The organism is Arthrobacter sp. Soil736 (assembly GCF_001428005.1).
In the GTDB taxonomy this organism is placed as follows: Bacteria; Actinomycetota; Actinomycetes; order Actinomycetales; family Micrococcaceae; genus Arthrobacter.
Genome location: NZ_LMSB01000001.1, coordinates 108,483 through 121,531, shown reverse-complemented (window position 1 = coordinate 121,531; position 13,049 = coordinate 108,483). Strand labels below are relative to the sequence as shown.

The following is a 13,049-nucleotide window of genomic DNA, read 5'->3' as shown; positions in this document are numbered from 1 at the left end:
TCAAAGAATACCGCCGGGGAGAAGTAACGCTCCAGCGCCCGGAGCAGGTCAGGAGGAGGCAGGACCCGTCACGGCCGAGGCAGCCCGTCCCCGCCACATCAGGCCGATGTAGGCCACATCCAACACACTGCAGAGCGCGCCGAGGCCAAGGACCAGGGGTGAATTCCCGTACCAGCCGAACACGATGGTGGGAGCCAAGGTTCCGATCCATTTCGCCACCGCGATGACGAGCGATTGGCCCCTGCTGCCGCCGCGGGCCACGAACATCGCGATGAACAGCCCCGACATCAGCAGGTTCTGCAGGAACGCGGCGTAGCGGGCGGCGTCATCCCAGCCGAACTCCACCACGAACAGCAGCTGCACCGCGAAGGACACGACGCCCAGCAGCACCGCCCAGCCGATGAAGAGCCGCCGCGTGACCCACGATGGCAACTCGGCCCTCCCGAACCTGAGGAACGTGTACACGATGAGGACGTCAGCCAGTCCCCACACGATGTTGAAGACACCCTGGGCGGTAATCCCGGTGGCCACGGAATGCGAGGCGTGGACCACCTCCCAGGCGAAGTTCAGGGCCAGGGCCGCGGCCGGAATGGCGTAGGTGCGGTCGCGGAAGCCAAGCCGGATGGCCTCTGCGTACACCACCGTCCAGGCCAGCCCGCTCACAACCGTCAGGAACAGGATCACGGCTCTTCCCTCCCGTGGCCATTTCGATGGAAGCGTGCCCAGCTAGACGGTAGCCCACGTCTAGCTGGCAGGGAACCGTCGAAATGGCGGCGGGGCAGGGCTACACCCGGCCGAGTGCCTCGATGTCCTCGAGGAAGATCTGGTGCACCTCTTCGCTGACGGTGGTCCGGGTGTCAGCGATGGCGTCGAGGTAGTCCTGCGTGGCGGGGCCCTTCCGGACGGCCTCGCGGACGGCCACGGTGCCCCCGGACGCCAGCCCGCCGTCGTCGTACACTGCTTTTTCCAGCGCGCGCTGGGAGGCGCTCCGGGCGGCGTACTCGATGTCCGCGGGGGAGAAGCCTTCGGTGCGGTCCACCAAAAGCTCCACGTCGACGTCGTCCACCACGGCGGCGGGGATGAAGCGCTGCCACATGGCCTCGCGGGCCTGGCGGTCGGGGAGGCCGATGGGGATGACGTAGTCGAACCGGCCGTGGCGCAGGAAGGCGGTGTCCAGCGCGCGGATGAAGTTGGTGGCGCAGACCAGCAGGCGGCCGGGCTGTTCGCGGAAGGCCGGGATGATCTTGAGGAGTTCGTTCGTGACGCCCTGCAGCGGCGACGGCGGCTCGCCCGACCGCTGCGAGGCGATCTCCTCCACCTCGTCGATGAACACCACAGCGTGCTCGAGCTCGGCGATCTCCAGGAACGTCTCGCGCAGCGCGCCGGCGAGGCCCTTGGGGTCGGAGGCCAGCCGGGAGGGGAAGACCTCCACGAACGGCCACTCCAGCCGTGACGCGATCGCCTTGGCGAAGGTGGTCTTGCCGGTGCCGGGCGGGCCGAACAGCACCACGGCGCGCGGCGGCACCACGCCGTACTCGTCGGCCAGGTCGGCCTCCGCCAGCGGCAGCACGAGGCGCCGCTCCAGCAGCTCCTTCTCGCGGCGCATGCCGGCCACGTTCTCCCACAGGTCCCGGGCCAGGATGCGGCCGCCCAGCAGGCCCAGCGGCTCAAGCTCCTGGCGCTGGACGGGGATGGTGCGCTCGAAGTAGCGCAGGTTCTTCTTGAGCATGAACCCCCGGCTCAGGAAGGCCTCCACCCGGGTTTCCGACTCCGGCATAAGCGCGGACAGCTTGTTCAGCCCGTGCGGCGCCATCCGGTTTTCGACGGCGGCCAGCAGCGACGTTCCGATCCCGCGGCCGCGGTACTCCGGCAGCGTGGCCAGGAAGACGATCCAGCCTTGGTCGTGCGCGGCGCGTCCGACGGCGGCGCCCACCACCTGGTCGCCCAGCACCGCCACGACGGCGTGGTCTTTTTCGCAGGACGCGAGCACCTCGGAGAGCGCGTAGACGGGTTCAACGTTGGTGGCCTTCAACGACTCCCAGAGGTGCAGGATGCCGTCCAGGTCCGCTGAGTGGAAATCCCTGATCCGCCAGTTGGTCATGAAGTGTCTCCCGGGTGGTTCGTCGCTGAGCCAGGTTGAGCCTGTCTGCTGAGCATATGCGAACCGGCCGGGCAGGGGGTTGCGGGTGCGTTGCGTTACGCGGGCCGGTCAGGGCTTGGCCGGGTCGTGGTTCTTTGCCTTGGAGGCCCACCAGAGGTGGTGGGCGCGGTGGCTTTCTTTCACATGCACCACCAGGACCGGGCAGTCGGCGTGCGAAACGCAGGCTGAGCTAACCGACCCCAGGTGCAGGCCCAGGAATCCGCCGTGGCCCCTGCGCCCAACCACCAGCATCCGCGCCCCGGCCCCTGCCTCCACGAGCTTCTCCGGCGCGGGGCCGCGCACCAGCTCCGTGGTCAGGCCCTCGGGAGCGTCCGGACCATAGGCCTTGTCGATGGTTTCCGCCAGTATTTTGGCGGTGGAGGCCTCGAATGCGTCGAAGTCCGGCGGCACATATCCGGCGTACATCTCGGGAAAATGCCAGCAGGCCACGGCGTGAACCCGGGCGTCCAGGGCGGGCGCCACCCGGGCCGCGAAGCGCAGCGCCTCTATGGAGGACTCTGAGCCGTCAACGCCCACAACCACTTTGCCTTCAGCATCCATCACGGTTCTCCTTTGAAATGTGGATCCTCGATAAGCCGCTTAGTGTCGCTGCGCCGCTTGCAGGTGCATCGGGACTCCCGCCGCGGCGGCCTCCCGGAACCGGGCGTCGATGTGCACCACGTCCCGCCCCGCCCGCTGCAGCAGGCTGGCCGCCACGGCGGCCCGGTATCCGGAATTGCAGTGCACCCAGATCCTGCCGGCCGGAAGCTCGTCCAGGCGTCCCAGCAGTTCGTGCAGGGGTACGTTGAGCGCATCGGCCACGTGGGATGCTTCAAACTCCTCCGTGCGCCGGACATCCAGCACTGGCTCGCCCGCGGGTTTTTCTGCGACGACGGCGGCCCACCCGGCGCGGGGATAGGAGGCGACCGGGGCACCGGGCGCGAGTATGTGTGGCTCGGTGCCGACTGCGGCGTCCGGGCGGTCGATGCCGATGCGGGAGAGGTCCCGGATGGCGCTCCGCAGGTCCTTGCGGTCGCCCACCAGCGTCAGCTTTTCTCCCCACGGAAGGACCCAACCGAGGTACGAACTGAAGCTGGACCCGGACCCGTATTCGAAGCTCACGGTCCCGTCCAGGTGGTTGCTCGCGAAGAGCACGCGGCGGCGGAGATCCACCACCCATTCGCCCCTGGCCAGCCGGCTGGCGAGTTCAGCTCCATCCAAGGACTCAGGCAGGCTCAGGTCCGCGGGCTCCGGGCCGGTCATGTTGATCGGGGCCATGTGGGCGTAATAGGAGGGATAGGCAGAAAGGTTGGCCATTAGTTCGGCCACAAAATGCTCGGGGTCCGGATCGGTCAGGGCGTGGTTGGTGGCGCGTTGCTCCCGGATGGTGGACGCCGCCGCGCTCGTTGCCGGGCCAATCGAGCAGAATGAGCCGAAACCGTGTGTCGGGAACAGGGCCGCGTCGGGTCCGGCCTCGTCAGCCAGCCGGCGCACCGAGGCGTACTGGTCCCGGGCCAGCCCGGCCGTGTCAGCGGGGCCGACTAGGTCCGTGCGGCCCACCGAGCCGTAGAGCAGGCTGCCGCCGGAAAAGACCGCCTGGGTGCGCCCGTCCGTGACCACATAGGACAGGTGGGTGTGCGTGTGGCCGGGGGTGGCCACGGCCCTGAGGGAGAACCCGCCGATCTGCACGGACTGTCCGTCGGTGATGGGCTCGCGCTCGAAGCTAACGGAATCCGCGGCGTTGACCAGGTACTTTGCGCCGTGGGCGCGGGCCAGGATCAGTCCGCCCGTGAGGTAGTCGTTGTGGACGTGGGTCTCGGCGACGTGGGTGATTTCCACGCCTGCCTGCTGCGCGGCTTCCTCGACGCGGTCCGTGTCCCGCTGGGCGTCGATCACCAGCCCCACGCGGCCGTCATGGACCAGGTAGCTGCGGTCCCCCAGCTGCGGGGTTTCGATGACAACGACGTCCATTGATCCCGGTCCTTCGACGTTCCGGGGCTCGTACGGCTTCGCGCGCCCCCGGATTCCTCAATCGTAGGCCGATTGGCGGCAGAAGCGGCCTGTCACACAGGAAACTCTGGCATTTCTGCACCACTTTGCCGCGCCGCCCGGGTTTAGAGGCCCGGAACCACGGCACGGGTGTGCCCTGGGGCGGCCTAAAGCGGTGCAGAAATGCCTGAATCGGCTAGTCAGACCTTGATCGGGACGGGGTGCACCTCGTCCGCGGGGTGGCCCGTACGCTCGTGAATGCGCCTCACCGCGTCCGCCGAAGGGGCCTCCGACAGGCAGTAGACGACTCCTGCCTCGGGATCGGCCCAGGCGCTTTTGAATTCGACCTTTTCCTCGCCCTGAATCGCAAGGTCGGCATCGTGGGCCGCTTGCAGGTCCTCCTTGGTTATTCCCGCCATATTGCGATGGACATCCATGAATTCCGGCATTGTGACACTCCCTGGATTGATTCGACGTTGAATATCCGGACGGGGCTGACCGTAGACCTGTGAACTCCGTCCGTCAAGAGGATTTAAGGAACGACGGCGACGCCCCGGGGTTGTGTTGTCAGGGAACCTCGGTGCCGCGGAGGTGGTTCGGGAGCTTGGGCTTGAGCGCGAACGGACACTTGGGGCCCCTTGGATCAGGGGCCGCAAGTGTCCGTTCGCGCTCAATCGATGCGGGCTAGATGCGGTCGGCGCCGCCGGGGCCCGGGCGGTTTGCGACTACGGGGGACATGCCGGTGTAGCCGTCGCGGGTTTCGGCGATTTCGTGGATTCGTTTGCGGCAGGCGTACCAGCCGGCGACCATGAGGGCGCAGNCGGTTTGCGACTACGGGGGACATGCCGGTGTAGCCGTCGCGGGTTTCGGCGATTTCGTGGATTCGTTTGCGGCAGGCGTACCAGCCGGCGACCATGAGGGCGCAGGCGATGAGGGTGACGAGCAGGGTGAGTGGGGAGTCGATGAAGACCATGACGAGCACGCCGAGGAGGAACAGCAGGGAGAGGTAGCCGGTGTAGGGGGCGCCGAACATCCGGAAGGACGGGCGTTTGAGCCAGCCCTTGTCTGCCCAGCGTTTGAGCTGCATCTGGCACAGGACGATGGTGGCCCAGGTGACGATGATGCCCACGGAGGCGACGTTGAGGACGATTTCGAAGGCCTGGGAGGGGACGAGGTAGTTCAGCGGGACGCCGAGGAGGGAGACGCCGGCGGTGATGGCGATGCCGCCGTAGGGGACGCCGGCCTTGTTCATGCGCTGGGCGAACTTGGGGGCGGAGCCGGCGACGGACATGGAGCGGAGGATGCGGCCGGTGGAGTAGAGGCCGGCGTTGAGGGAGGACAGGGCGGCGGTGAGGACGACGAGGTTCATGATGACGTCCACGCCCTGGATGCCGATGGAGCCGAAGAACGTCACGAAGGGGCTGACGCCCTTCTGGTAGGAGGTGTAGGGCAGCAGCAGGGCGAGCAGGATGACGGATCCGACGTAGAAGACGGCGATGCGGAAGACCACGGAGTTGATGGCTTTGGGCATGATTTTTTCGGGGTTTTCGGTCTCGCCGGCGGCGGTGCCGACGAGTTCGATCGAGGCGTAGGCGAAGAGCACGCCCTGCATCAGGATGATCATGGGCAGGATGCCGTTGGGGAAGATGCCGCCGTGGTCGGTGATGAGGCTGAGGCCGACTTCCTGGCCGTCGACCGGGGTGCCGAAGATGACGAAGTAGGTGCCGATGAGCAGGAACGCGACGAGGGCGGCGACCTTGATGATGGCGAACCAGAATTCCATTTCGCCGAAGACCTTCACGGAGACSAGGTTCAGGGACAGSACGACGAYCAGGGCGATCAGGGCCCAGGCCCATTGCGGGACSTCGGCCATCCAGGGRATGTATTTGCCGAAGAAGTTCATGTAGAGGGCCGCGGCGGTGATGTCCACGATGGTGGTGGTGGCCCAGTTGATCCAGTAGAACCAGCCGGAGACGAAGGCGGCCTTCTCGCCGAAGAATTCGCGGGCGTAGGAGACGAACGAGCCGGAGGACGGGCGGTGCAGGACCAGTTCGCCGAGGGCGCGGAGGATCAGGAAGGCGAAGAAGCCGCAGACGGCGTAGGCGATGACGAGGGAGGGCCGGCGCCGAGGAACAGGCCGGTGCCGATGGCGCCGCCGATCGCGATCATTTGGATCTGCCGCGGTTTCAGGCTCTTGTGGTAGCCCTTGTCTTCCGCRTGAAGGAGGGAATCCGAAGCATGGGCGTGGCCGCCGTCGGCCTCGTGCAGGCCAACCTCGTCATTGGGGTTGTTGGACATGGGTGATCCTTTCGACCGGTTGAAGATCTAACTGAGGGGTGGAGCAGGAAAGTGCGGGCGCCGGATCAGAAAACGGACCACCCGGTGCGGTCCGACAGATCAGCGAGGGCCGCCGACCCCGCCAGGGAATTTCCCTTGGAATCCAGCCTGGGACTCCAGACGCACACGGAGCACTCGCCGGGGACGATCACCAGAATTCCGCCGCCCACACCGCTCTTTCCGGGAAGACCCACGCGGTAGGCGAACTCACCGGCTGCGTCATACATGCCGCAGGTCAGCATGATGGATCCGATGCGTTTTGCCTCGCTCGGGGAGACCACAGTTCCCTGCGCTCCGCGGCCGCCCTGTGCAAGGAAAAGCCCGGCCTTCGCCGTTTCCACGCAGGTCATCATGATGGAGCACTGCCTGACATAGTTCTCCACCACGGCCTGGGCGGGCCGGTGCAGGTTGCCGAAGTCCTTCAGGAAGTGGGCGAGGGCCAGGTTGCGGCTGCTATTGGCAAGCTCACTTTTTGCGGCCATCTCGTCGATGAAAGGACCCGGCCCACCCACCTGGTCGGCCAGGAAGCGCAGGACATGACCTGCAGCGTCAGCGAACCTCTCCATCAGGTGGTCGGTCACCACCAGGGCGCCCGAGTTGATGAACGGGTTCCGGGGGATCCCGTGCTCCACTTCAAGCTGCACCAAGGAGTTGAAGGATGTCCCTGACGGCTCGCGAAGTACGCGGGACCAGAGCGCACTGGGGTCACCGGCGCTGAGCGCCATGGCCAGGGTGAAGACCTTCGAGATGCTCTGGATCGAGAATGGAAGATGCGCGTCGCCGGAACTGAAGACGTCCCCGGATGTGGTGGCGACCGCAATCCCGAAGCGGTCGAACGGCGGCGATGACAGGTGGGGGATGCCGGCGGGAACTGATCCTGCTTCACTCCGGGGCCGGTGGCTGCGGACGATGTCATCCAGGACCAGGTTAAGGGGCGGCGAATCGAGTGCTGTCATCATTTCTTGCCCAGGTGCTCCTTATGCGTGGCGGCCCACTCCTGGATGTGGAGCAGGGCGACCAATGAATGGCGGGGATTGCTAAAGTTCAGGCCGGTGACCCTGCTGGCTTTGCTGATCCGGTAGTAGACGGTGTTCTTGTGCAGCTTCATCCGCTGGGCGCATTCGGCCACATCCAGGGACGCGTCGAAATACGCACGGAGGGTTTCGGCCAGTTCGCGGTCGTCGCGGAGGAGGGTCCAGAGGGTGCGATGGCGGAAGTCGGAGGCCGTGAAGTTCTCCACCGCCTCATGGAACAGGATGTCCACCTCGAAGTCGTCCACCGTGGCCACAGAAGCGGTCCCTGACCGCCGCATGGAGCCGAGCAGGGCCTCCGTCTTAGCGGTCACGGAGTGAATCGACAGCAGATCGGGGGCGACCGGCCCCACCGCCGCGAACGGACTGATGCCCAGATGCTTCCCGGCGTCCCGGACGATGGCTTCGGCGAGGCTCCGAAGCCCGGCTTCGGCATTGGCGGACTGCAGCCCCGGGACGATCACGGCGGTGTCGCCGTTGAACTGTCCCACGATGGCAGACGGCTTGTAGGCAGCCGCATGGATGGACGCAAGGTTGGCGAGTTCCCCGTGCTTGAGGGCTGCGTCGTCTTCCTGCGCCCCGGCGGCGGACATTCCCAGCAGGATCAGTGCTGACGGGCGGTCCGCGGGGATCTTCTCGCTATGGGCACTCGCTGCGGCTTCCGCCGGGCCCGAAAGGATCCGCGCAATGCGGTCCTCGCGCATGTGCACCGACTGCTGGTTGCGGTAGCGGATCAGCTCGGCTGACACGCGGGCGGCCGATCCGGTCAGGACGTAGTCGACGTCCGCGCCGAAACCGTCCCCGGTTTCCTGCAGCCAGATGTACCCCATGATGCGCTCGCCAGCGAACAGGGTGATGGCGACGCGCTCCCTCAGGCCGTCCTGGGGCCTGGCCGGAACCCTGACCGGCTGGCGCGTCCGGTGCAGTTCGCGGTAGGCGCCAAGATCCTTGAGAAGCAGCTCGTATTTGCGCGGACCGCGTCGGGCCAGAATCGACGCCTTACGCAGTTCGTCGATGTCATTCGTCACCGTGGAGTAGGCCAGGACCTTGTTGGCGGCGTCCTCGATGACAACATGGCTCGATGTCAGGCGGGCCGTCGTCTGGGCAATGGCGAACAGGTCCTCTTCCAGCAGCGTCAGTACCTCGCTCTGGTAGCTGCGTGGCTGGATCCGGTCCTTGGCAATGGACAGCAGCCGGTCCCAGTCCGCGGCCGGATCCACCAGAAGGAGGCCGGTTCCGGCAGCCCGGAGCAGTTCTTCGGCTTCCCCCAGTTCCCCGGGGCCGCCCTTGACGGCCAGCACCAGCGGAGGGTTTTTCAGAAGGCGCCGCAGCGCCGGCAAAGCGGAGCGTCCGCGGACCCCGATGAGCAGGACAAACGCGGCCCCACCGTCGGAAGTCTCGTCGTCGGCGTCAACGATCAGAAATCGTTCGATAGGAGATTCGGCGCGGTCCGGTCGAAGAATGAGGCTGGCAAAACCCAGGGGGAGGTCCGACAGGATGTCGTCCACTGTAGCTGCGGCCATGGGCTTCCTTCGGCGTTGATACCCGACCGGACGGCTCTGTCCGGTCACCCAATGCTATCCACAACAAATCCCGGACAGTATGGATCCCAGCCTAAATCCGGTGGTGCGTTTTCGGTCCGGGAACCAATGCGCGCCGGTCCGGGCGCTAGGGGATTGACACCCTTCGGCCGCGGGAATATCCTACAACCAAATGGTTGTAGATCAGCTTAGCGATGCCGAACTTGACCGCCTCTTCCAGGCTTTCGCGGACACCACCCGGCGGGACATCATGCGCCGCGTGGCGGTGGGGGAGTATTCGGTGTCCGGCCTGGCGTCCCTCTACGCCATGAGTTTTGCCGCCGTTCAGAAGCATGTGGCGGTGTTGGAGCGCGCTTCCCTGGTCACCAAGGAAAAGCGCGGAAGGGAGCAGATCGTGCGGGGCAACCATGAAGGCCTGCAGAAAGCCCGGCGGCTGCTTGACGAGTACGAGGCGATCTGGCGGCAGCGCGCCGGGCGGATCGCAGACATCCTCGCTGAAGAATAGGAAGGGTCCGGCAATGACGGTTATCAGTTCCACGAAGAGCGCAGAGACGCTCAGCTTCACCCTCGTGGCCGAGTTCGACGCCGACGTCGAACGGGTCTGGCAGATCTGGGAAGACCCGCGGCAGCTTGAGCGCTGGTGGGGCCCGCCCACCTGGCCGGCCACGTTCGTGAAGCACGAATTCACGCCCGGCGGAGAGGCCAGTTACTACATGACCGGCCCCGACGGCGAGAAGGCCGGCGGCTGGTGGCGCATCACCGCCATCGAGGCTCCCCGCCGCCTGGAATTTGACGACGGTTTCGCCGACGACGACGGCGCTCCGGTCGAGGCCATGGGCACCACGCATGCGACCGTCACGCTCGAGGACCTCGGCGGCCGCACCAGGATGACCGTCCTGTCCACGTTCGAGTCCGAGGAACAGATGGGCAAGATGGTGGAGATGGGCATGGAAGACGGCATGAAGGAAGCCGCCGGCCAGATCGACGCCCTCCTGGCCGAGCACTCCCGCGCCTGACCGCCCGCTGAACCAGCGCGAACGGCAGGAACGCGGAAGGCAAGAGGACGACGGCGGAACGGCCCGCCGTCGTCCTCTTGCCCGTCGTCCGCCAGCCTAGAAACTCCGGGCGTTCGCCAGCACCGGCAGTTTTCCGCGGATCTCCGTGATGGCGCCCGGGTCGATGTCGACCAGCGCCAGTTCGGGCTCGCGGCCCAGGGTAACCAAAGGGGAGCCGAGCGGCGACACCACCGCGCTGTGGCCGATGCCGGTGGGGGCGGAGCCGGCGGACGGAAGGCCGATGCTGGCGGGGTCACCCTGTCCGCAGGCCACCACGAACGTGGTGCTGTCCACGGCGCGGGCACGGACCAACAGGTCCCACTGGTCGGCCTTCCCTTCGCCGGCGCCCCAGGACGCGCAAACGATGTTGATCTGGGCGCCGGCCCTCGCATTGGCGGTAAACAGTGCGGGGAACCGCACATCGTAACAGGTGGCGAGGCCCATGACCGTGCCGTTCACTTCGAAGGTCACCGGTGACGTTCCGGCGTCCACTGAGTCGGACTCGGCGAAACCGAAAGCGTCAAACAGGTGGATCTTGTCGTAGGAGGTGTCGATCCCCGGGCCGGTCACCAGCAGGGTGTTGCGCACGCGTCCGCCCTCCCCGGGCGTGAACATGCCCGCCACCACGGCGATGCCGAGCTCTTTGGCAATGCCGCGCACGGCGGTGGCCCACGGGCCGTCCAGGGGCTCGGCGATGTCCGCGAGAGTGTTGCCGAACGCGCGCATCGCCGCTTCCGGGAACACCACCAGCTCGGCCCCGGCGGCTTTGGCACGCGTGGCGTATTCTCGGATCAGCTCCAGATTGCCCGCCGGATCGGCGCTGCTGATGATTTGGGCCACTGCTAGACGCATGAATTTACTCCAGTCTGTTGTATACATAAAGTATGCGAAAAATGTCGGGTACGGCCGCGTCCGGCCGGGAGAAGGCCTACGCGTACCTGCGTGAAAACATTCTGATCGACCCGGAGATGCAGGGCCGGTTCCTGAACGAGCAGGAGCTTGCCGCCGAAATCGGGGTGTCGCGCACTCCGGTCCGGGAGGCTCTCCTGCTCCTGGTCTCCGACGGCCTGGTGGAACTGATTCCCCAGCGCGGCGCCTACGTCCCCCCGGTGACGGGCCGGGAAATGTCCGAGCTCATGGAGCTGCGCGGTGTCCTCGAAAGCCACGCCGCCCGCCTGGTCATCGAGCAGCGCAGGGTGCCCGCGGAGACGATGCAGGAAACCCTGGACCAGCAGGCCCAGCTTCCGGACAACCTCAGCCCGGAGGCCGCGCGGGAGTTCATCCGCCTGGATACCCTCTTCCACCAGCAGCTCATTGACGCTGCGGGAAACGAACTCATCTCCCGCACCTACAGCAAGCTCCACGTGCGGCAGATCCTGGTGGGCGTATCCGCGCTGTTCCGGACCGGCGGCCGGCGCGGGCAGGTGTGCGCCGAACACCAGGACATCCTCGATGCCCTGGTGTCCGGCGATGCCGCTAAGGCGCAGGAAGCCATCGACCATCATCTGGCCGTTACCCGCGACATCCTGCTCCGCACCTAGATTCCGCTCACTTGGTTTCCGCGGCGCCGGACGTCTGGGGTGCCGCTCCGGTTCCTTCCAGCAGCAGGCGGTAGTCCGCGTCCTCCACGGTGTCGTTGTCCCGGCCGAGGGCCAGTCCCACGACGGTGACGGCCGCGGCAACCGCGACATAGATGGCCACCGGAATCCAGGTGCCGAACTGGGACAGCAGCAGCGTGAACATCAGCGGGGCGATGGCGCCGCCGATCACACCGGCGAACGTGTAGGCCAGCGAACTGCCGGTGGAACGGAGCCGGGGGGAGAACTGCTCCACGATGAAGGCGGCCTGCGGGCCGTACATGAAGGAGTGGGCCATGAGGCCGAGCACGATGCCCACGATGAGCATCGGCTCGTTGTTTCCGCCCAGGACGCCGAAGAAGATGAACGTCCAGACGGCACCCGCCACTGCGCCGACGCCGTAGACAAGGCGGCGGTTGAAGCGGTCGGACACGGCTCCGGCCAGCGGGATCATGAACAGCTGGAATGCGGATCCGACCAGGACGGCGGTGAGCACCTCGTTGCGTTCGTAGCCCAGGGCCTGAATGCCGTAGGTGAGGGTGAAGACCGTGAACAGCGCGTAGAGCACATCGGGTCCCACGCGGCACAGGATGGCCGCGATCAGCGGGCGGAGCTCCTTGCGGAAGACCTCGTGGACCGGGGCGTGGGGCTGCTCGCCGTGGGCCTGGATGGCCTTGAAGACAGGGGTGTCCTCGAGCTTCAGCCTGATCCAGAGGCCGAATCCGACCAGCAGGGCCGACACCAGGAAGGCGATGCGCCAGCCGAAGGAGAGGAACTGCTCCTCGGTCAGTGCCAGCGTGAGGACCGCCAGGGCGCCGTTTGCCATCAGGTTGCCTGCGGGCGGACCCACCTGGGCAGCGGAAGCCCAGAAGCCCCGCCGGTGGGGATCACCGTATTCGCTGGAGAGGAGGACGGCGCCGCCCCATTCGCCACCCACGCCCACGCCCTGGGCGAACCGCAGCAGGACGAGGATGATGGGGGCGGTGATGCCGATGCTCTCGTAACCGGGCAGCACGCCGATCAGCACGGTGGCCACGCCGATGATCATCAGGGTGGTCACCAGGACCTTCTTGCGGCCGATCCGGTCCCCGAGCCGGCCGAAGATGATGCCGCCGACCGGGCGGGAAACGTAGCCCACCGCGTAGGTGGAGAAGGCCAGGATGGTGCCCGTCAGCGGATCGGACGCGGGGAAGAAGACGAGGGGAAATACGACGGCGGCCGCCGCCGAGTAGACGGCGAAGTCGTACCACTCGAGAGCGGTGCCGGTGAGGCTGGCGGCGAAGGCCTTGAACAGGCCCTTGGGGTGAATCGGCTTGTCCGGATGCGGCGTAGTGCCGGAAGCCGGAACTGGGACGTTTGCCATGGTGTTGTCCTCCACG

12 protein-coding genes and 1 pseudogene are annotated in these 13,049 nt (G+C 66.5%); 3 read left to right on the top strand and 10 right to left on the bottom strand.

Annotation, left to right across the window (positions count from 1 at the left end):
• Positions 1-48: 48 nt before the first annotated feature.
• From ASG92_RS00585 to ASG92_RS00550, 8 genes and pseudogenes are all read right to left on the bottom strand, one after another.
• On the bottom strand, positions 49-684 hold the full coding sequence (locus ASG92_RS00585) for a hypothetical protein (protein ID WP_056622911.1): 636 nt from the start codon (positions 682-684) through the stop codon (positions 49-51).
• Positions 685-784: 100 nt separating this feature from the next.
• Entirely contained in the window at positions 785-2,101 is a 1,317-nt protein-coding gene (locus tag ASG92_RS00580; protein WP_056622909.1) for a GNAT family N-acetyltransferase, read from the bottom strand.
• Between the two features lie 108 nt (positions 2,102-2,209).
• A complete protein-coding gene (locus ASG92_RS00575; protein WP_056622906.1) occupies positions 2,210-2,701 on the bottom strand; it encodes a universal stress protein in 492 nt (163 codons plus the stop codon).
• Positions 2,702-2,740: 39 nt separating this feature from the next.
• Entirely contained in the window at positions 2,741-4,111 is a 1,371-nt protein-coding gene (locus ASG92_RS00570) for an MBL fold metallo-hydrolase (RefSeq protein ID WP_056622902.1), read from the bottom strand.
• A gap of 218 nt (positions 4,112-4,329) precedes the next feature.
• A complete protein-coding gene (locus ASG92_RS00565) occupies positions 4,330-4,578 on the bottom strand; it encodes an SCO4226 family nickel-binding protein (RefSeq protein ID WP_056622899.1) in 249 nt (82 codons plus the stop codon).
• A 372-nt stretch (positions 4,579-4,950) separates the two neighbouring features.
• A pseudogene (locus tag ASG92_RS00560) lies at positions 4,951-6,427 on the bottom strand (amino acid permease); the annotation flags it as partial.
• Between the two features lie 65 nt (positions 6,428-6,492).
• On the bottom strand, positions 6,493-7,425 hold the full coding sequence (locus tag ASG92_RS00555) for a glutaminase (protein WP_056622897.1): 933 nt from the start codon (positions 7,423-7,425) through the stop codon (positions 6,493-6,495).
• The gene (locus ASG92_RS00550; RefSeq protein WP_056622894.1) at positions 7,422-9,020 is read right to left on the bottom strand and encodes a helix-turn-helix domain-containing protein; all 1,599 of its coding nucleotides are present in this window, start codon (positions 9,018-9,020) and stop codon (positions 7,422-7,424) included. Before ASG92_RS00550 ends, ASG92_RS00555 begins: the two co-directional genes overlap by 4 nt.
• 190 nt (positions 9,021-9,210) lie before the next feature.
• On the opposite strand from ASG92_RS00550, the gene ASG92_RS00545 reads away from it, so the two are divergent.
• Both ASG92_RS00545 and ASG92_RS00540 read left to right on the top strand, forming a co-directional pair.
• On the top strand, positions 9,211-9,543 hold the full coding sequence (locus tag ASG92_RS00545; RefSeq protein ID WP_056622890.1) for a metalloregulator ArsR/SmtB family transcription factor: 333 nt from the start codon (positions 9,211-9,213) through the stop codon (positions 9,541-9,543).
• A gap of 13 nt (positions 9,544-9,556) precedes the next feature.
• Entirely contained in the window at positions 9,557-10,054 is a 498-nt protein-coding gene (locus ASG92_RS00540; RefSeq protein WP_056622886.1) for an SRPBCC domain-containing protein, read from the top strand.
• Positions 10,055-10,150: 96 nt separating this feature from the next.
• On the opposite strand, the gene ASG92_RS00535 is transcribed toward ASG92_RS00540, so the two are convergent.
• A complete protein-coding gene (locus ASG92_RS00535) occupies positions 10,151-10,945 on the bottom strand; it encodes a carbon-nitrogen hydrolase family protein (protein WP_056622883.1) in 795 nt (264 codons plus the stop codon).
• A gap of 32 nt (positions 10,946-10,977) precedes the next feature.
• Here ASG92_RS00535 and ASG92_RS00530 point away from each other — a divergent pair, with 32 nt between their 5' ends.
• Positions 10,978-11,634, top strand: a complete 657-nt coding sequence (locus tag ASG92_RS00530) for a GntR family transcriptional regulator (RefSeq protein WP_056622882.1) — start codon at positions 10,978-10,980, stop codon at positions 11,632-11,634.
• A gap of 7 nt (positions 11,635-11,641) precedes the next feature.
• On the opposite strand, the gene ASG92_RS00525 is transcribed toward ASG92_RS00530, so the two are convergent.
• Entirely contained in the window at positions 11,642-13,033 is a 1,392-nt protein-coding gene (locus tag ASG92_RS00525) for an MFS transporter (protein WP_056623831.1), read from the bottom strand.
• Between the last annotated feature and the right edge of the window lie 16 nt (positions 13,034-13,049).

Coding starts and splice junctions, on each gene's coding strand:
- ASG92_RS00580 (WP_056622909.1), bottom strand. CDS start 2,101: ATGACCAACTGGCGGATCAGGGATTTCCACTCAGCGGACCTGGACGGC.
- ASG92_RS00575 (WP_056622906.1), bottom strand. CDS start 2,701: ATGGATGCTGAAGGCAAAGTGGTTGTGGGCGTTGACGGCTCAGAGTCC.
- ASG92_RS00570 (WP_056622902.1), bottom strand. CDS start 4,111: ATGGACGTCGTTGTCATCGAAACCCCGCAGCTGGGGGACCGCAGCTAC.
- ASG92_RS00565 (WP_056622899.1), bottom strand. CDS start 4,578: ATGCCGGAATTCATGGATGTCCATCGCAATATGGCGGGAATAACCAAG.
- ASG92_RS00555 (WP_056622897.1), bottom strand. CDS start 7,425: ATGATGACAGCACTCGATTCGCCGCCCCTTAACCTGGTCCTGGATGAC.
- ASG92_RS00550 (WP_056622894.1), bottom strand. CDS start 9,020: ATGGCCGCAGCTACAGTGGACGACATCCTGTCGGACCTCCCCCTGGGT.
- ASG92_RS00545 (WP_056622890.1), top strand. CDS start 9,211: ATGGTTGTAGATCAGCTTAGCGATGCCGAACTTGACCGCCTCTTCCAG.
- ASG92_RS00540 (WP_056622886.1), top strand. CDS start 9,557: ATGACGGTTATCAGTTCCACGAAGAGCGCAGAGACGCTCAGCTTCACC.
- ASG92_RS00535 (WP_056622883.1), bottom strand. CDS start 10,945: ATGCGTCTAGCAGTGGCCCAAATCATCAGCAGCGCCGATCCGGCGGGC.
- ASG92_RS00530 (WP_056622882.1), top strand. CDS start 10,978: ATGCGAAAAATGTCGGGTACGGCCGCGTCCGGCCGGGAGAAGGCCTAC.
- ASG92_RS00525 (WP_056623831.1), bottom strand. CDS start 13,033: ATGGCAAACGTCCCAGTTCCGGCTTCCGGCACTACGCCGCATCCGGAC.